This is a genomic window from Cellulomonas citrea, from assembly GCF_009829685.1.
Classification (GTDB): Bacteria; Actinomycetota; Actinomycetes; order Actinomycetales; family Cellulomonadaceae; genus Cellulomonas; species Cellulomonas citrea.
This window is the reverse complement of sequence record NZ_VWSD01000054.1, coordinates 1-18614: the sequence shown is the minus strand read 5'-3', so window position 1 is coordinate 18614 and position 18614 is coordinate 1. Positions and strand designations below refer to the sequence as shown.

General features: G+C 72.9%; 15 protein-coding genes and 1 pseudogene. 10 read left to right on the top strand and 6 right to left on the bottom strand.

Features of this window, described 5'->3' with window-relative positions; translation table 11 throughout:
• Nucleotides 1-463, bottom strand: a 463-nt coding sequence (locus F2B26_RS08115) for an NAD(P)-dependent oxidoreductase (protein ID WP_268891096.1), incomplete at its 3' end; no start/stop codon positions are given.
• A 139-nt stretch (nucleotides 464-602) separates the two neighbouring features.
• On the opposite strand from F2B26_RS08115, the gene F2B26_RS08110 reads away from it, so the two are divergent.
• Nucleotides 603-1229: a response regulator gene (locus F2B26_RS08110; RefSeq protein WP_159808204.1), complete on the top strand. Its 627-nt coding sequence runs from the start codon at nucleotides 603-605 to the stop codon at nucleotides 1227-1229.
• 164 nt (nucleotides 1230-1393) lie between these two features.
• On the opposite strand, the gene F2B26_RS08105 is transcribed toward F2B26_RS08110, so the two are convergent.
• The 5 genes from F2B26_RS08105 to F2B26_RS08085 are packed head-to-tail and all read right to left on the bottom strand — an operon-like array spanning nucleotide 1394 to nucleotide 9264.
• Nucleotides 1394-3097: a sensor histidine kinase gene (locus F2B26_RS08105; RefSeq protein WP_235929561.1), complete on the bottom strand. Its 1704-nt coding sequence runs from the start codon at nucleotides 3095-3097 to the stop codon at nucleotides 1394-1396.
• A complete protein-coding gene (cydC, locus tag F2B26_RS08100) occupies nucleotides 3094-4929 on the bottom strand; it encodes a thiol reductant ABC exporter subunit CydC (protein WP_159808198.1) in 1836 nt (611 codons plus the stop codon). Before cydC ends, F2B26_RS08105 begins: the two co-directional genes overlap by 4 nt.
• Nucleotides 4926-6644, bottom strand: a complete 1719-nt coding sequence (gene cydD / locus F2B26_RS08095) for a thiol reductant ABC exporter subunit CydD (RefSeq protein ID WP_159808196.1) — start codon at nucleotides 6642-6644, stop codon at nucleotides 4926-4928. Before cydD ends, cydC begins: the two co-directional genes overlap by 4 nt.
• 27 nt (nucleotides 6645-6671) lie before the next feature.
• The gene (cydB, locus tag F2B26_RS08090) at nucleotides 6672-7778 is read right to left on the bottom strand and encodes a cytochrome d ubiquinol oxidase subunit II (RefSeq protein WP_159808194.1); all 1107 of its coding nucleotides are present in this window, start codon (nucleotides 7776-7778) and stop codon (nucleotides 6672-6674) included.
• A 13-nt stretch (nucleotides 7779-7791) separates the two neighbouring features.
• Nucleotides 7792-9264, bottom strand: a complete 1473-nt coding sequence (locus F2B26_RS08085; protein ID WP_159808192.1) for a cytochrome ubiquinol oxidase subunit I — start codon at nucleotides 9262-9264, stop codon at nucleotides 7792-7794.
• A 534-nt stretch (nucleotides 9265-9798) separates the two neighbouring features.
• On the opposite strand from F2B26_RS08085, the gene F2B26_RS08080 reads away from it, so the two are divergent.
• From F2B26_RS08080 to F2B26_RS17310, 9 genes and pseudogenes are all read left to right on the top strand, one after another.
• The gene (locus F2B26_RS08080; protein WP_201292660.1) at nucleotides 9799-12681 is read left to right on the top strand and encodes an Rne/Rng family ribonuclease; all 2883 of its coding nucleotides are present in this window, start codon (nucleotides 9799-9801) and stop codon (nucleotides 12679-12681) included.
• A gap of 168 nt (nucleotides 12682-12849) precedes the next feature.
• Nucleotides 12850-13158, top strand: a complete 309-nt coding sequence (rplU, locus tag F2B26_RS08075; RefSeq protein ID WP_201292661.1) for a 50S ribosomal protein L21 — start codon at nucleotides 12850-12852, stop codon at nucleotides 13156-13158.
• Nucleotides 13159-13172: 14 nt separating this feature from the next.
• The gene (gene rpmA / locus F2B26_RS08070; protein WP_159808186.1) at nucleotides 13173-13430 is read left to right on the top strand and encodes a 50S ribosomal protein L27; all 258 of its coding nucleotides are present in this window, start codon (nucleotides 13173-13175) and stop codon (nucleotides 13428-13430) included.
• 110 nt (nucleotides 13431-13540) lie between these two features.
• The gene (gene obgE, locus F2B26_RS08065) at nucleotides 13541-15061 is read left to right on the top strand and encodes a GTPase ObgE (protein ID WP_159808184.1); all 1521 of its coding nucleotides are present in this window, start codon (nucleotides 13541-13543) and stop codon (nucleotides 15059-15061) included.
• Nucleotides 15062-15110: 49 nt separating this feature from the next.
• Nucleotides 15111-16295, top strand: coding sequence for a glutamate 5-kinase (gene proB / locus F2B26_RS08060; RefSeq protein ID WP_159808182.1), 1185 nt, complete (start codon nucleotides 15111-15113; stop codon nucleotides 16293-16295).
• A 28-nt stretch (nucleotides 16296-16323) separates the two neighbouring features.
• Nucleotides 16324-17619 (top strand): glutamate-5-semialdehyde dehydrogenase, encoded by a 1296-nt coding sequence (locus tag F2B26_RS08055; protein ID WP_159808180.1) that lies wholly within the window; start codon nucleotides 16324-16326, stop codon nucleotides 17617-17619.
• A 47-nt stretch (nucleotides 17620-17666) separates the two neighbouring features.
• Nucleotides 17667-17807 (top strand): hypothetical protein, encoded by a 141-nt coding sequence (locus F2B26_RS17200; protein ID WP_201292659.1) that lies wholly within the window; start codon nucleotides 17667-17669, stop codon nucleotides 17805-17807.
• A gap of 49 nt (nucleotides 17808-17856) precedes the next feature.
• Nucleotides 17857-18429, top strand: a complete 573-nt coding sequence (gene nadD / locus F2B26_RS08050; RefSeq protein ID WP_159808200.1) for a nicotinate-nucleotide adenylyltransferase — start codon at nucleotides 17857-17859, stop codon at nucleotides 18427-18429.
• Nucleotides 18429-18614 (top strand): annotated as a pseudogene (locus F2B26_RS17310) (hypothetical protein); the annotation flags it as partial. The gene nadD and the pseudogene F2B26_RS17310, both read left to right, overlap by 1 nt.

Genomic DNA, 18614 nt, shown 5'->3' with positions numbered 1-18614 from the left:
CGGCCGTGCGGGCCACCCCGACGACCTGCGCGCCGAGCGCACCGAGCACGGGCGCCAGGTGCGTGCCGATCGACCCGAACCCCCAGATCTGCACGCGCGCGCCCAGCAGGGTCCGCAGCCGCCCGGCCGGGTGCAGCTCCTGCAGGCCGCCGAGCTCGGACGCCCACCGGTGCTCACGCTGCGCGCGCACGAGGTCGGGCACCTGACGGACGCAGGCGAGCAGCAGGGCGAGGGCGTGCTCGGTGACGGTTGCGTCGTGCAGCCCCACACCGCTCGTGATCTGCACCTGTGGGCCGAACCCGGCTTCCACCGTCCGGTCGGTGCCGGCCGCCAGGTCGGCGACCCAACGCAGCCTCGGCAGCGTCGTCGCCTGCGCGAGGGTGGCGTCCGAGGTACCCCACACCACCATCGCCTCGGCGTCGAGCGCCTCCTCGGGGAGCGCGGCGGCGACGTCGTAGGTCACGGCACGCCACGCAGGCGGCAAAGTCGGGTGCAAAACCATGGAGTTGGGCAGCATGATCTGGGGCACGTGTCGATACGATGCCACCGTGAACCAGACCGGTAACGCACCTGCCGCCGACCGCCAGGGCCCGATCTCCGTGATGATCGTCGACGACCACGAGGTCGTGCGTCGCGGCATCGCCGAGGTCGTGGAGCGGACCGACGGGATGACCGTCGTCGCCGAGGCCGGTTCGGTGGCCGACGGGATCCGTCGGGCCGCCCTCGTCCGGCCGCGGGTCATGCTCGTGGACCTGCAGCTGCCCGACGGCACCGGCATCGACCTCATGCGGGCCGTGCACGAGACGCTCCCGCAGGCGCGCGCCATCGTCCTGACCTCCTTCGACGACGACGACGCGCTGGCTGCAGCGCTCGACGCCGGGGCGGCCGCCTACCTGCTCAAGAGCGTGCGGGGCGCCGAGATCACCGATGTCATCCGGGCGGTGGCCGCGGGCCGCACGCTGCTCGACGACCGCACCGTCACCCGCCGTCGTGCCGGGCACGAGGACCCCACGGAGAACCTCACACCGAGCGAGCTCAAGGTGCTCGACCTCATCGGCGAGGGGCTGTCCAACCGCGAGATCGCCGAGCGGCTGGGCGTGGCGGAGAAGACGGTGAAGAACCACATCACGTCGCTGCTGTCGAAGATGGGGCTGCAGCGCCGGACCCAGGTCGCCGCGTGGGTGGCCGCGCGCAAGCACGCCGGCTGGCGGGCCGAGCCTGGGCACTGAGCCGGCGACACTACTGAGCCGGCGACACCGAGCCGGCCACGCTTGGCAGGGCCTCGCCCCGAGGCCCTGCGAGCCGTCATCTGCACGCCCCGAGCCGTCGTCCTGCGGGGTGGGAGCCGTCCCCGTCTGCCGCCTGCGAGGCCTTGCCCCGCAGCACGCGAGGCTCAGGCGAGCGGTGCCTGCCAGCTGAGCAGCGCGCCGCGCCCGTCGGGGGCCACACCGAGGGAGAACGTGCCCCCGTTCTGACGCGCCCGTGAGGCCAGGTTCCCGGTCCCGGAGTGCCGTGCCCGGTGCTCGGGCAGGCCGCGGCCGTCGTCCTGGACCTCCACGAGGACCGTGCCGGTCGCCCCCACCCCGGTGACCGACACCCGGACGATCACCGACGATGCGTGGGCGTGCCGTGCGGCGTTCGCCAGCCCCTCCCGGACCACGGCGACGACGTCGTCGGACAGCGGGGGAGCCACCCGGTCGTCCATCACGTCCTCGGCGAGCACGAGGCCCTCGCCGGCGCCGTCCTCGCCGATCGACTGACCGTCCAGCGAGAGCACGAGCGACGGGGCGAAACCCAGACCGGTGCGCGCGAGCGAGGCCTCCCGGCGCAGCCGTTCGACCATCGACGTCGCGGCGTCCGGGTCGCGCAGCGCATGCACGATCTGCCGGATCTCGCGGACCGAGCCGTCGACGTTGTCGAGGGCCTCCTCGAGGATCTCGGTGAGCTCGTGCGGGTCGACCCCGCGGGCGGCGCGTCGGCGCACCGTCTCCAGCTGCATGCCGGTGGCGAACAGCTGCTGGATCGCCAGGTCGTGCAGGTCACGGGCGATGCGCTCACGTTCGTCGAGCAGGGCCGCCACGTCCTGGGCGTGCCGCGCCTCGGCCAGCACGAAGGCCAGCGCGGCCTGTGCCGCGAACGACTCGGCGGTCACGAGGTCCGCCTCGGTGAACGGCTGGGCGCCGATCCGGCGCATCAGGATGAGCACCCCGACGCCGCGCCCGGCGGTCTGCATCGGGGCGTACATCGCCGGGCCGAAGGCGCGCATGGCCTCCACCCGCACCGTCCGGCTGGCCGACAACGACGGCGTGAGCAGACCGCGACCCTCGCTCATCACGGCGGCCGTGCGGCCGTCCTTGGGCATGACCTGCCCCAGCAGCCGGTCGGCGTCGTAGCCGTCGGCCAGCTCGACGAGGAGCGCGTCGTTGAGGCCGGGCAGCACGAGCGCGGCCGTGTCGGCGCCGGCGACCTCACGGGCCATCCGCACGATCTGCTCGAGGGCCTCCTCCTCGTCGGCGCCCTCGAGCAGCATCGTGGTGATGTCCTGACCGGCGTGCAGCCAGCGTTCGCGCCGCTCGGCGCTGGCGTAGAGCTGGGCGTTGTTGACCGCGACCGCAGCCGTCGCGGCCAGCCGCAGCACCCGCTCCTCGTCCTGCGGGGTGAAGCCGCCGGGCTTGTCGGCGAGGTAGATCTGGCCGAACACCCGCTCGCCGACCCGCACGCTGGCGCCGAGGAACGCGCCCATCGGCGGGTGGTTCGCGGGCCAGCCGCGGAACGCCGGGTGGGCGGTGAGGTCGTCGAGCCGGATCGCACCGTCGATCGGGATCTGGCCGAGCACCCCCAGCGCGTGCGGGGAGGCGCCGATGAGGTGGGCGAGGGCGGCACCGATCCCGGTGTGCACGAACGTGGTGGACGCACCACGGTCGTCGAGCACGTTGATCGCTGCGTAGCGGGCCCCGCTGATGGTGGCGGCGGCCTGCACGAGCCGGTCGAGGACGGCGGCGAGGTCCAGCTCACCGGCGATCGCCAGGATCGCGTCCATGAGCTCGTCGAGCCCGTCGTCGTTCACCGCAGCTCGACCCGACGGGTCCTCGCTCACTCGGCCTCCTCGCCGTCGGTCCGCTCCTGGTGGGCAGCCGCAGCGTAGCCGGGCACCCGGGCGAGCAGCTCGTCGTGGGTGCCGCGCGCCGCGACCCGGCCGTCCTCGATCCACAGCACCTCGTCGGCCGCCGCGAGCGGGGCCAGACGGTGGGTGACCACGAGCACGCCGCGGCCCTCGTGGTCGCGCAGCAGATCGGCGACCAGGCGGTCCGCCGAAGCGGGGTCGAGGTGCTCACCGGGCTCGTCGAGCAGCAGCAGCGGGGAGTCGGCCAGCAGCGCGCGGGCCAGCAGCAGCCGGCGCCGTTCGCCGCCCGAGACCGTCCGTGCGTCGGGTCCGAGGAGCGTGTCGAGGCCGTCGGGCAGCTGGGCGACCCAGTCGCCGAGCCCCACCCGCGCCAGGGCCAGGTGGGCCTGCTCGGGTGTGACGTCGCCGCGGGCCACCCGCAGGTTCTCCAGCACGGTGGTGCCGAACACGTGGGCGTCCTCGGTCGTCGCCACGACGGTGCGCACGACGTCCGGCCTGGGCAGGTCCGACATCGGCACCCCGGCGAGCAGCACCTGGCCGTCCTTGGGGGGCAGCAGCCCGGCGAGCGTGAGCAGCAGCGTGGTCTTGCCGACACCCGACGGCCCGACCACGGCGAGCGAGCGCCCGACGGTGAGCTCGAGGTCGACCTCGGTGAGCACCGCGGGGCCGTCCGACCAGCCGCAGGCCAGCGACTGTGCGACCAGGGGCCGGGGGAGCGGCACGTGCGAGACGGGCGCGGACGGTGCCTGCTCGTCGACGACGACCGCACCCGTGTCAGGGGTGCCCGTGCTGTCCAGCAGGGCGAGGATGCGGGCCGCGGCGGCACGTGAGCGCTGCACCTGGACGGCGGCCATCGGGAGCACCGACGTGGCCTCGAACGCGGCCAGCGGGGTGAGCACGACGACGGCCAGCTCGACGGGCGCCAGCAACCCCGAGCGCACCGCGGGGATGCCGGTGACGAGGGCGACGAGCACCGCCACCCCCTGGGCGAGGACCCCGAGCCCGGCGGCGAGCGCGGTCGGGCGTGCCCCGGCGTCGACGGCGGCGGCGATCCGGGCGTCCTGGCGGGCGAGCCCGGCGAGCTCGGCGTCGGTACGACCGGCGACGGCGAGCGGTCCGGCGTCGTCGAGGATCCCCAGCGCGGTCGCGGTCATCCGCGCCCGCGCGTCGGACGCGCGGCTCTCGGCCGTGCGCACCCCGCGCGAGGTGAGCGCGGGAGCCACGACACCGGCCACGACGAGGCACAGCGCGAGCGCCAGGCCCGCAGGCGGCCAGAACAGCCCCATCGCGATGCTGGTGCCGATGCCGAGCGCCAGCGCGACCCCGGCCGGCACCAGACCCCGCACGACGAGGTCGCCGACGGCGTCGACGTCGGCCCCGACACGGGCCAGCAGGTCACCGCGACGCACGCGCAGCACCGCCTCTGCCTTCCCGTCGGCCAGCCGGGCGTACACCGTGGTGCGCAGCGTGGTCATCCCGCGCAGCGCGAGGTCGTGCGAGATCAGCCGCTCGACGTAGCGCAGCACGCCACGGGAGATGCCGAACGTCCGCACCGCGACGGCAGCGACGGACAAGGTCATCACGGGCGGCATCTGCGAGGCCCGGGCGATCAGCCAGGCGGACACGGCGGCCAGGGCGATCGCGCTGCCGAGGGCCAGGGTGCCCACCGTGATGGACGCCGCGACCTGGCGGCGGCTCACCCCCAGCAGCCGCAGCGCGCGGCGCAGCGTGCCGTGCGGCACCTGGGCGACCTGGACGCCCTCCTCGGCCTGCCGGCCGGCGGCGATCGTGCTCAGGGCGCTCATACCAGCCTCGCAGCGTCGTCGTCCGTGGACGCCCGTGCGACGACGTCGGGGGAGTCGGCCGGCGCCTCGTCGTCCGCACCGGCACGCACCTGGACGACGACGTCCGCCGTCCGCACGAGCGAGGCGCGGTGCGCGACCAGCAGGACGGCGCTGCCGGCCTCGCGCAGGGCGCCGACGGTGTCGAGCACCACCTGCTCGCCGGAGGCGTCCAGGTGCGCGGTGGGCTCGTCGAGCACCACCAGCGGGGCCGGGGTCAGCAGCGCCCGGGTGAGGGCCACGCGCTGGCGCTGCCCGACGGACAGCCCGGTGCCTCCGGTGCCGAGCGCGGTCTGCCAGCCGTCGGGCAGACCCGCGACGACCTGGTCGAGCCCGGTGAGCGCGGCCGCCCGGTCGCGGGCCACGGGGTCGACGTCGCCGACCAGCTCGTGGACGGTGCCCGGTTCGAGGAAGGGGCGCTGGGGGAGCCAGGAGACCTGGTCCCAGTAGCTGCGCGGGTCGATCTCGCGCAGGTCGACCGGTGTGCCGTGCTCGGGTACGACGGTGACGGCGCCGGCGTCGGGTCCGAGCAGACCGAGCACCACGTCGACCGCGGTGCTCTTGCCGATCCCCGACCGGCCGACGAGGGCGGTGACCGTCCCGGGGGCCAGCTCCAGGTCGAGTCCCTGCGGCGTCCAGCCGCCGGACGACCGCACGCCGACCCCGTCGAGCCGGACCCTGGCCCGGCGCAGGTCCGGGCAGGGGGTCTGGCCGCGGGGCGGCACCGGGGTCTCCAGGATCGTGAAGGCGGCCTCGGCCGCGGCGACCCCGTCGGTGGAGGCGTGGTACTGGGTGCCGACCGCGCGCAGCGGGTTGAAGACCTCGGGGGCGAGCACGAGCACGGTGAGAGCGGTCACCAGGTCCACGTCGCCGTAGACCAGGCGGAAGCCGATGGTCACGGCCACCAGGGCGACCGAGATCGTGGTGAGCAGCTCGAGCACCATGCCGGAGAGGAAGGCGATGCGCAGCGTGCCCATGGTGGCGCGCCGGTGGGCGTCGCCGAGCTCCTGGACGCGCCGGACCGGTCCGGCCTGCCGTCCGAGGGCCCGCAGCGTCGGCAGCCCGGCGATGAGGTCGAGCACCTGCGACCCCAGTCGCTCCATCGCGGCCAGGCCCTTCTCGGAGCGGCCTTGGGTGAGCTTGCCGACCAGGATCATGAAGATCGGCACGAGCGGGATCGTCACGGTGATGATGACGGCCGAGAGCCAGTCGAACGAGAGCACGACGAGCAGCGTCGCCGGCGTCAGCGTGGCCGCCAGCACGAGCTGCGGCAGGTAGTTGACGAAGTACGGCTGCAGCGCGTCCAGCCCGCGGGTCGCCAGGGTGACGAGCGCCGGGCCCTCACCGCCGGCGAGCCAGCGGGGGCCGAGCCGGGTGCCGTGCTCGACGACCTGCTCGCGCAGCTCGTTGACGGCCGCGGTCGCGGCGCGGTGCGCGAAGCGCTCCTGCACCGTCGTCACGAGGAAACGTGCGGCGACGACGACCACCAGCCAGGTGATCGCCGTCGCCGCACCGTTCAGGTCGAGCCCGTCGTGGACCGCACCGCCGAGGGTGCGCCCCAGGAGGAGCGCCTGGGTGACGACGAGGCCGGCCGTGACCAGCCCCGTCGTCACCGTCAGGACGAGATACCCCCGCGCAGCTCGCGCATACGTCAGGAGCTTGGGGTCCAGCGGCTTCATGCCGTCAGGCCCCGGTCGGACGTGCGGTCACTTGGCGTTCGCGTTGGCGAACGTGACGTCGGTGACCGGCGGGATGTTGGAGACCGACAGGCGCTTGCGGAAGACCCAGTACGTCCATGCCTGGTATGCAAGCACGATCGGCACGAAGATCACCGCGACCCACGTCATCATCGTCAGCGTGTACGGGCTGGACGAGGCGTTGGTGATCGTGAGCGACGCGGCCGGGTTGACCGTCGACGGGATGACGTTCGGGTAGAGCGTCGTGAAGATCAGCGCGACGACACCCACGATGAGCAGCACCGACGCGGTGAACGCCTTGCTCGTGGCCCGTGCCCGGGCGAAGACCCAGATGCCGACCAGCAGCACCGCGGCCACCGCGACGATGGCCAGGGTCAGGAAGCCCTTGTCGGAGAAGGCGAACTGGAGCCACAGGGCCCAGACCGCACCGCCGGCGAGCAGGACCGGGGCCAGCTTGGCGGCCAGGTCACCGGCCCGCTTCTGCAGGTCACCCGTGGTCTTGAGGGCCAGGAACAGCGCACCGTGGACCAGGAAGATGAGCGCGACGGCGACACCGGTGAGCAGCGCGAAGCCGTTGCCGGCCAGCAGCAGGTCGAAGAAGTTGCCGACGTACTGGATGGTCTGGCGGGTGACCTCGCCATCCACGTTGCTCACGGTCTGGGTGACGAAGTCGAGCTTCATGCCGGCGACCAGGTTGCCGAACGCCGCGCCCCACAGGATCGCCGGGAGCCACGAGCCCAGCACCAGGCCCCAGTAGTAGGCCTTCTGCCACCCGGGGTTGTTGATCTTGCCGCGCCACTCGAAGGCGACGATGCGTGCGATGAGGGCCAGCAGGATGAGGAAGAGCACCAGGTAGGCGCCGGAGAACAGCGTGGCGTACCACTCGGGGAACGCCGCGAACGTGGCGCCACCGGCGGTGAGGACCCACACCTCGTTGCCGTCCCAGTGCGGGCCGACGGTGTTGATCATGACGCGCCGCTCCTTCTCGTCCTTTGCGAGGAAGGGCAGGAGCATGCCGACGCCGAAGTCGAAGCCCTCGAGGACCAGGTACCCGGTCCACAGGACAGCGATGAGGACGAACCAGAGGATCTGCAGGAACGAAGGATCTGTCGTCATTGTCGTTTCTCCGTCAGTACGCGAAGGACAGCGGACGGTCGGCGTCCTGCGTCTGGTTGGCGGGGTTGTCGGGGCTCGGGTCGACCGGGTCGTCCTCGACGCCGCCGATGGTGTAGCGGTGCATGAGCTTGAACCAGGCGACGGCCAGCACTGCGTAGACGAGCGTGAACAGGATCATCGAGGTCAGCACCTGCCAGGCCGGCACCGACGTCGACAGGCCGCGCTGGGTGAGCAGCCAGACGTTGTCCACCCCGGTCGGGTTCGGCGCGACGATCCACGGCTGACGGCCCATCTCGGTGAAGATCCAGCCGAAGCTCGAGGCCAGGAAGATGGTCGGCATCGACCACTTCGCGAGCACCGACAGCCACCCGCTGTCGGTGACCTTGCCCTTGCGGGTGACCACCAGCGCGATGAGCGCCAGTGCTGCGGCGAACACCGCCATCCCGATCATGAGACGGAAGCTCCAGAACGTGACGGCCAGGTTCGGGACGTAGTTGACGCCCTCGCCGTACTTCTGGCTGAACTCCTCCTGCAGCGTGTTGACGCCCTTGAGCGGTGCGCTGAAGTCGTTCTTGGCCAGGAAGGACGTGAGGCCCGGGATCTCGAGGAACCGGGTCACCGATGCCGGGTCGTTGTTCGGGTTGCCGATCGCCAGCAGGGTCATCGGGGCGCCGTTGGGGGCGTCGTTGATGAGCGCCTCGGCGGCAGCCATCTTCATCGGCTGCTGCTGGAACATGAGCTTGCCCTGGAAGTCACCGGTCAGGATGATCGCGACACCGGCCGCGATCATGACCCAGGACCCGAAGACCAGGCCCGGGCGGTAGACGTCGCGAGCCTTGTCGGCCTGCCCGGCCTTGACGAGCTTGACCATCCACCAGGCGCAGATCGCCGCGACGAGCGTGCCCGCGGTGAGCAGACCGGCGGAGATGGTGTGCGGGAAGGCGGCCAGCACGGTCGGGTTGGTGACGACGGCGCCGAGGTCCTTCATCTCCGCGCGGCCCGTGGCCTCGTTGAACGTCGCGCCGACCGGGTGCTGCATCCAGGAGTTGGCCGCCAGGATGAAGAACGCGGACAGGTTCGAGGCGAGCGCCACGGCCCAGATCGACGTGAGGTGGATCTTCTTCGGCAGGCGGTCCCAGCCGAAGATCCACAGTCCGAGGAAGGTCGACTCGACGAAGAACGCGATGAGCGCCTCCATGGCCAGCGGGGCACCGAAGATGTCCCCGACGAACCGCGAGTACTCCGACCAGTTCATCCCGAACTGGAACTCCTGCACGATCCCGGTGGCGATCCCGATCGCGAAGTTGATCAGCAGGAGCTTGCCGAAGAACTTGGTGAGCTTGAGCCAACGGGTGTTGCCGGTCTTGTACCAGACCGTTTGCATCGTGGCGACGAGCAGGGACATCCCGATCGTCAGCGGCACGAAGATGAAGTGGTAGACGGTTGTGATACCGAACTGCCAGCGGGCCAGGGTCAGGGCGTCCACGCGGTTCTCCGTGGTCTACGAGGCGTTGAGTTGAACTGGGTGGCCCAGGCAGGGCCCGCTCCTGCCAGGGGCAGGGCGACGGAGCCCTGGATGTGCCAGGACGAAACCTAGGACCGAAGCCCGGGGGGGAGGGGGACCTTGGTCCCTAAATCTGACGCGACGTCGCATCCCCACAGGTAGTCGCGTCGTGCGATCGACCAGGTCGGGCCACGAAAAGCCGCAGGGGGCGCGCCGGGGCGCCGCGCTCGTGGGCCGGGAGGCCGTGTGCGATACTCGGGACCGGCTCCGGTCGTCCACACCGACCGGTACCGCGGGTCAGCAGGTGTCGCACGTCGAGTGCGCCAGCCGCCGCCCGCACCGGGACGCCCGTCAGCGTGCGCCTGGTGCGAACGGCAGGCGTGGCGCCGATGTGGCAGGTGCCGCCGACCCCCGCCCGACGACTTCCGTCGCCACGCGCAACCGCGCTGGCGCCGACCGACCGCACGACGACTACGCGCAGTGTGGGCCGTGGGCCCGTGCACAGGAGCAGCCCACGTGGCCACCGAGAACACCCCCGACGAGGCCGTTGCCGCCGATCAGGCCGAGCCGGTCAAGAAGCGCCCCGCCCGACGCCGCGTCACCCGCACCCCCGTCTCCGCTGAGGTGGGCGAGCCGGCTGCGGTGGTCGCCGAGCCGGTGACGCAGGTCGCCCCGGTCGCCGAGCCGGCGCCGAAGGTCCCGGTGGCGCAGACCCTGAGCGAGGCGGCGACGGATGTCTCCACCGAGCTGACGGCTGCGCCGCGCGCCCGACGCAGCCGTCGCGTGACCCGCACCGTGGTGCTGCCGGTCGAGCCGGAGGTCCTCGACGAGGCGCCGGTGGTCGAGGTCGCCGCGCCCGCTGCCGAGGAGGCCGACCCCGACGAGACCGTGGCCGAGGAGACCGTGGCAGACGAGCCCGGCGCCCAGCCGCAGGCCGCCGACCAGAGCGCGGCCCCGGTGGCAGCGGCCCCGGACGCCCCGGCGCTCGACGTGCTCGCCGAGCTCAGCGGCCTGCGGGCGGCGGCACCGGCGCCCGCCCCGGTGGCTGCCCGGCTCGCTGCGACCGCGCTGCTCTTCCAGCCGCCGGAGCCGACCAGCCGGACCCGGCGTCGTCGTGCGCAGGCCGCGGCCGGTTCGCCGCAGGAGGTCTCGCAGGGGTCCCATGTCGTGCCGACCTCCGCGCAGGAGCCTGCGGCGCGTGACCTGGCGGACTCCGCGGTCGCACCGTCCGACGAGGACGTCGTCGCCGAGGACGTCGAGGTGCTCGAGGCCGCGGCCTCCGGGCGCGCCCCGCAGTCGACCTCGGGCCGCGGTGGACGTTCGGGTGGACGCCGCCGGGGCCGGTCGAAGGCCGCCGAGGCTGTTGCCGAGCTCGTCGGCGAACAGGTCGAGGCCCTGGAGCCGTCGGACGAGGTCGAGGAGCCGGAGGACGCCGACACCGAGGCTGCGACCTCGGACGAGGGCACCGGTGAGGGCGGACGTCGTCGGCGCCGTCGCGGCGGCCGTGGACGTCGGGCCCGTTCGGAGCAGACCGTCGCAGGTGGCGAGGACGACGAGGACGAGTCGGGCGCCGACACGCTCGCCGAGCCCAGTGGCGACGAGGACGAGCAGGCGGGCGAGCAGTCCGGCAGCGGTCGGCGTCGTCGTCGGCGCCGTCGTGGTGGCCGCGGCGAGGGCGACGGGGAGTCGACGCGCTCGGACGAGGTCACCGCGCTGCGCGGCTCGACCCGGCTCGAGGCCAAGCGGCAGCGTCGGCGGGACGGCCGCGACGCCGGTCGCCGTCGCCAGACGATCACCGAGGCCGAGTTCCTGGCCCGCCGCGAGTCGGTGGACCGGGTCATGGTGGTGCGTGAGCGGGCCGGTCGCACGCAGATCGCGGTGCTGGAGGACGGGGTGCTCGTCGAGCACTACGTCTCCAACCAGGCCGCGGCCTCGATGGTCGGCAACGTCTACCTCGGCCGGGTGCAGAACGTGCTGCCGAGCATGGAGGCGGCCTTCGTCGACGTCGGCAAGGGCCGCAACGCGGTGCTCTACGCCGGTGAGGTCAACTGGGACGCGGCCGGACTGGACGGTCAGCCGCGGCGGATCGAGCAGGCGCTCAAGTCCGGCGACCAGGTGCTCGTCCAGGTGACCAAGGACCCGATCGGGCACAAGGGCGCCCGGCTCACGTCGCAGGTCACGCTCGCGGGCCGCTACCTCGTCCTGGTGCCCGGTGGCGGCATGACGGGGATCAGCCACAAGCTGCCCGACGTCGAGCGCAACCGGCTGAAGAAGATCCTGCGCGCGATCGTGCCCGAGGCGGCCGGTGTCATCGTGCGCACCGCGGCCGAGGGGGCGTCGGAGGAGGAGCTCGCGGCCGACATCGAACGGCTGCAGGCGCAGTGGGACGCGATCAGCGCCAAGGCGAAGTCCGCCTCGGCGCCCGCCCTGCTCCAGGGTGAGCCGGACATGGCGATCCGGGTCGTCCGGGACATCTTCAACGACGACTTCTCCGCGCTCGTCGTCGCCGGCCAGGAGTCCTGGTCGACGATCTCGGCGTACATCGGGGAGCTGGCGCCCGACCTCGCGGCCAAGGTGACCCGGTGGACCGGTGAGCACGACGTGTTCGCCAGCTACCGGGTCGACGAGCAGCTGGCCAAGGGCATGGACCGCAAGGTCTGGCTGCCGTCGGGCGGGTCGCTCGTGATCGACCGGACCGAGGCGATGACCGTCGTCGACGTCAACACCGGCAAGTTCACCGGCTCGGGCGGCACGCTCGAGGAGACGGTGACGCGCAACAACCTCGAGGCGGCCGAGGAGATCGTGCGGCAGCTGAGGCTGCGCGACATCGGCGGCATGATCGTCATCGACTTCATCGACATGGTGCTGGCCTCGAACCGGGACCTCGTGCTGCGTCGTCTCGTCGAGTGCCTGGGCCGGGACCGGACCAAGCACCAGGTGGCCGAGGTCACCACGCTCGGTCTTGTGCAGATGACCCGCAAGCGGGTCGGCCAGGGGCTCGTCGAGGCGTTCAGCGAGACCTGCGAGCACTGCCACGGTCGCGGGTTCATCGTGCACACCGACCCGATCGAGAAGAACGGGCGGGCGGACGCCGGTGCGCAGGCCTCGGTCCCGGCCGAGACGACGAGCAAGCGTTCGCGGCGCAAGAAGGCCTCCGCCGAGCCGGTGGCTGTCCCCGTGGTCCCGGTGCTGCCGGAGGCCCGTGAGGCCGTCAAGGCGACCCTGGCGACCATCGCTGCGGCCGCTGCGCACGCGCACGAGCACCATGACGAGACCGGGGCGCTCCCGGTGGCCGACGCGGCCGCCGGCGAGCCCTCGCAGACCCCCGTCGTGGACGAGACGTCCGTCGAGGTCGCCCCGTCCGCAGGTCCGGGGGAGGCTGAGCCCGACCAGGTTTGACCCCAGGCGGGGTGGACCGTATCTTTGAGGGTCGGCGCGCCCAGGTGTGCGTCGGTCCTTGTGCCGCTGCTGCGGCGCCCTCGCAATCCTCATCCCCTCAGGGGCGAGGTACGCGGGCGCCCCGGCTGGCGCAGACCGCAGGCAGTCCGAGCAGAAATGAGCAGCACCGTGGTGTACGCGATCGTCAAGGCCGGCGGCCGTCAGGAGAAGGTCGCCGTCGGCGACGTCGTCGTCGTGGACAAGCTGTCCGCGTCGGCCGGTGACACCGTCGAGCTGCCCGCCCTCCTCCTGGTCGACGGCGAGAAGGTGACCACCGACGCCGCAGCGCTGGCCAAGGTGAAGGTCACCGCCGAGGTGGTCCGGGACCAGAAGGGTCCCAAGATCGTCATCCTGAAGTTCAAGAACAAGACCGGGTACCGCAAGCGCCAGGGTCACCGCCAGCAGCTGACCCGGCTCAAGGTCACCGGAATCAAGTAGAGGAGCTCTCACTCATGGCACACAAGAAGGGCGCGAGCTCCTCGCGCAACGGTCGGGACTCCAACGCCCAGCGTCTGGGCGTCAAGCGGTTCGGTGGCGAGGTCGTCAAGGCCGGCGAGATCATCGTCCGCCAGCGCGGCACGCACTTCCACCCGGGCCACAACGTTGGCCGGGGCGGCGACGACACGCTGTTCGCGCTGAGCGCCGGTGCCGTCACGTTCGGCACGCGTCGGGGCCGTCGGGTCATCGACATCGTCGCGGCCGAGGGCTGACGGCCCCGACCACCACAGTCGTTCGAGGAGGGGCGCACCGGGTTCGGTGCGCCCCTCCTCGTCATCCGGCCCCGTCACAGGGCGTGGGCCGGTCAACAGGAGGAGGCATCGTGGCGACATTCGTCGACCGGGTCGTGCTGCACGCGACCGGCGGAGATGGCGGCGACGGCTGCGCCTCGATCCGTCGGGAGAAGTTCAAGCCGTTGGCCGGGCCCGACGGGGGCAACGGGGGCCACGGCGGGTCCGTGGTGCTCGAGGTCGACCCGCAGGTCACCACGCTGCTGGACTTCCACCACCTGCCGCACCGCAACGCCCGGTCCGGGTCGCAGGGCATGGGGGACAACCGGCAGGGCGCCACGGCCGCGGACCTCGTGCTCCCGGTGCCGGACGGCACCGTCGTCAAGGACGGCGACGGCAACGTCCTCACCGACCTCGTGGGCGTCGGCGCACGGTACGTCGTGGCCGCCGGCGGTCACGGCGGGCTGGGGAACGCGGCCCTGGCGTCCCCTCGCCGCAAGGCGCCCGGCTTCGCCCTGCTGGGTGAGCCGGGGGAGAGCGCGACCGTCGTGCTCGAGCTCAAGACCATCGCCGACGTGGCGCTCGTCGGCTACCCGAGCGCCGGCAAGTCGAGCCTCGTGGCCGCGATGTCCGCGGCCCGGCCCAAGATCGCCGACTACCCGTTCACGACGCTGGTGCCCAACCTCGGCGTGGTGAAGGCGGGCTCGGCGCGCTACACCGTCGCCGACGTCCCGGGGCTCATCCCGGGGGCCTCGGAGGGCAAGGGTCTGGGCCTGGAGTTCCTGCGGCACATCGAGCGTTGCGCGGTGATCGTGCACGTGCTCGACTGCGCGACGCTGGAGCCGGGACGCGACCCGGTGTCCGACCTCGACACGATCGAGGCCGAGCTCGCGGCCTACGCCGCCGACCTGGACATCGAGGGTGGCCGCACCCCGCTGGGTGAGCGGCCCCGGGTGGTCGTGCTCAACAAGGTCGACGTGCCGGAGGCGCAGGACCTGGCCGAGCTCGTGCACGCAGAGCTGGCCGGTCGCGGGCTGCCGGTGTTCGAGGTCTCGGCGGTCTCCCACCACGGGCTGCGCCCGTTGGAGTTCGCCCTGGCCGAGCAGGTCGCCGCGGCCCGTGCGGCCGAGCCGGCGCCGGAGGCGACCCGCGTCGTGCTGCGTCCCAAGGCGGTCGACGAGGCCGGGTTCACCGTGACCCGCCGCGAGGGTGGCGGTGCGGTCTGGTTCGAGGTGCGCGGCACCCGTCCGGAGCGTTGGGTGCGCCAGACCAACTTCAGCAACGACGAGGCCGTGGGCTACCTCGCCGACCGGCTGGCCCGGCTCGGGGTGGAGGAGGCGCTGCTGGCTGCCGGTGCTGTCGCGGGCGACGAGGTGCGGATCGGCCCGCCGGACAACGCGGTGGTGTTCGACTGGGAGCCCACCCTGCTCACTGGCGCCGAGCTGCTGGCCGCCCCGCGCGGCACCGACCCGCGGCTGGCCGGCGACACCCGTCCGTCCCGCGAGGAGCGTCGCCGCCAGCACCACGACCGGATGGACGCCAAGGCGGAGGCCCGCGCCGAGCTGTCGCGCGAGCGCGAGCACGGCGTCTGGACCGCCCCGGACGAGGACTGAGCACCCGCACCCGAGGCGGTGCACGAGGGGTGGCGCCCGACGGAGGACAATGGTCCGTGTGAGCGCCGCACCCCTCGCCAACCGTGCCCTGCTGCCCGCGGCGGACCGGATCGTGGTGAAGGTGGGCTCGTCCTCGCTCACCGACGCCCAGGGCCGCCTCGACCCGCAGCGGCTGAGCGCCCTCGTCGACGTGCTCGCGGCGCGCCGGGTCGCCGGGGGTGCCGTCGTGCTGGTCTCGTCGGGGGCCATCGCCTCGGCCATCGGGCCGCTCGGTCTGCCGGGGCGTCCGCGTGACCTGGCCACCCAGCAGGCGGCGGCCTCGGTGGGGCAGGGGCTGCTCGTCGAGCACTACACGCGGGCATTCGCGCGGCACGGTCTGCGCGTCGGGCAGGTGCTGCTCACGGCGGACGACACCGTGCGGCGCACCCACTACCGCAACGCCAGCCGGGCCCTGGAGAAGCTGCTCGACCTCGGGGTGGTGCCGATCATCAACGAGAACGACGCGGTGGCCACCGAGGAGATCAAGTTCGGCGACAACGACCGGCTCGCCGCCCTCGTCTCGCACCTCGTGCACGCCGATGCGCTCGTGCTGCTCACCGACGTCGACGGACTGCACACCGGCCCGCCCGGCGAGCCCGGGTCCGTGCGCATCCCCACCGTGCTGGGGCCCGAGGACGTCGCCGGGGTCGACGTGTCGCGCCGCGGCTCGGCGGTGGGCACCGGCGGCATGGTGACCAAGCTCGACTCCGTGGCGATCGCGACCGGGACCGGGATCCCCGTCGTGCTCACCTGCGCGGACAACGCCGCGGCCGCCCTGGCCGGCGAGGACGTGGGCACCTGGTTCGCGGCGACCGGGCGGCGCACCTCCATCCGGCTGCTGTGGCTGGCGCACGCCGCCCGCACGCGTGGCCGGCTGATCGTGGACGCGGGTGCCGTGCGCGCCCTGCAGGACCGCGGGACCTCGCTGCTGCCGGCCGGTGTCACCGGGTTCGACGGGGAGTTCGTCGCCGGCGACCCGGTCGAGGTGGTCGGTCCGGACGGCGTCGTGGTGGCCCGTGGCCTGGTCTCCTACGACTCCGACGAGGTGCCGGCGTTGCTGGGCCGGTCCACCAAGGAGCTGCTCGCCGAGCTCGGACCGGGTCACGACCGCGAGCTGGTGCACCGTGACGACCTCGTGCTGGTCCGCCGCGGCTCACGGCGACGTCACGGCGAGGTCACGGGCACCTCCCGATGACCGACGCGCGCCGGTTAGGCTGGAGGGTATGACTGCCCCCGCCCCAGCGCCGGTGACCGGTGAGGTCGAGGCCGCCGTCCGCGAGGTCGCCGGCCGTGCGAAGGTCGCCTCCCGCGTGCTGTCCACGGCGACCCGGGCGCGCAAGGACGCCGCGCTGCTCGCGCTCGCCGATGCGCTCGTCGCACAGCGCGCGCCGATCCTGGCCGCGAACGCCCAGGACGTGGCGACCGGGCGCGAGCGGGGCATGGCGGTCGGGCTGCTGGACCGGCTCACCCTGGACACCGGACGCCTCGAGGCCATCGCCGACGCGCTGCGGGCGCTGGCCACCCTGCCGGACCCGGTCGGTGAGGTGGTGCGCGGCTCGACGCTGCCCAACGGTCTGCGGCTGCGCCAGGTGCGGGTGCCGATGGGTGTCGTCGCGATGATCTACGAGGCGCGGCCGAACGTCACGGTCGACGCCGTCGGGCTGGCGCTGAAGTCGGGCAACGCCGTCGTGCTTCGCGGTGGCGCGGCCGCGGCACGGTCCAACGAGGTGATCGTCCAGGTGCTGCGCGCGGCGCTGGCCGAGCAGGGCCTGCCGTCCGACCTCGTGCAGTCGGTGGACGCGTGGGGGAGAGCGGGCGGGGTGGCGCTCATGCACGCCCGCGGGCTCGTCGACGTCCTCGTCCCGCGCGGCGGGGCCGACCTCATCTCGACGGTGGTCCGTGAGGCGAGCGTCCCCGTGATCGAGACCGGCGTGGGCAACTGCCACCTGTTCGTCGACGAGTCGGCGAACCTGGTCGACGCGCTCGCGATCCTGCTCAACGGCAAGACGCAGCGGCTCGGGGTCTGCAACGCCCTGGAGACCTTGCTGGTGCACAAGGCCGTCGCCGAGGACTTCCTGCCGTCGGCGATGACGGCGCTGGCCAAGGCCGGCGTCCGGGTGCACGGCGACCCCACGACGCTCGCGCTGGCCCCGGCCGGCACCGACGCCGTGCCGGCCACCGACGTGGACTGGGCGACCGAGTACCTCTCGGCGGACATCGCGGTGCGCGTCGTGGAGGACATCGACGGTGCGCTCGAGCACATCCGCACCTGGAGCACCGGTCACACCGAGGCGATCTGCACCCGGGACCTGGCCGCCTCCGAGCGCTTCGTCGCCGAGGTCGACTCGGCCGCGGTCATGGTGAACGCCTCCACCCGGTTCACCGACGGCGGCCAGCTCGGTCTGGGGGCCGAGATCGGGATCTCGACCCAGAAGCTGCACGCCCGCGGGCCGATGGGCCTGGCCGAGCTCACCACCACCAAGTGGGTGGTGCACGGTGACGGGCACATCCGACCCTGACGGCCGTGCCAGACTGGACGTTCGCCCCACCCCTGGAAGGAGATGCCGTGCACACCGTTCTCAACGCGGTCGCCGAGGTGAGCTCGCTGCCGTTCCCGCCCGTCGTGTTCGGCGCCGGGGCGTTCGTCGGCCTCGTGGCCCTGCTGCTGGTCACCTACGCCTTCCGGAACGCCGGGTCGAAGCACTGACGCGTTGACCCCGAGCCCCGCCCCGTCCGCCCGTCCCCGCATCGGGGTGATGGGCGGCACGTTCGACCCCGTCCACCACGGGCACCTGGTGGCGGCGAGCGAGGTGGCGGCGCGGTTCGAGCTCGACGAGGTGGTGTTCGTCCCGACCGGCGCTCCGTCGTTCAAGCAGCACCAGGAGGTCACCGAGGCCGAGCACCGGTACCTCATGACGGTGATCGCCACCGCGTCGAACCCGCGCTTCACGGTGAGCCGGGTCGACATCGACCGGGCGGGGCTGACCTACACCGTCGACACGCTCACCGATCTGCACGCCCAGCGACCCGATGCCGAGCTTCTGTTCATCTCCGGTGCCGATGCTGTCGAACAGATCTTGGAGTGGAAGGAGGTGGACCGGTTGTTCGAGCTGGCACGGTTCGTGGCAGTCACGCGCCCGGGCCACCGCATGTCGATCGACGGTCTGCCCGCGGGCCGGGTCGACGTGCTCGAGGTGCCCGCACTGGCCATCTCCTCCACCGATGTGCGCGCCCGGGCCCGTGCCGGGAAGCCGGTGTGGTATCTCGTGCCGGACGGCGTCGTGCAGTACATCGCCAAGCACCAGCTGTATCGAGGACGTGAGAACTGATGAGTGAGCCCGGGGAGCGTCGCCGACGCCGCGAGGCCGAACGCGCAGCCGCTGAAGGTGCCACCCCACCGGCACCCGCACCGGCAGCGTCGCCGACGGCCGGGACCCCGATGTCTCGTCGAGCCCGGCGTGCCGAGCTGGCGATCCCGCCGCAGGACCCCGCCCCCGCGGCGCCCGGCCCGGCC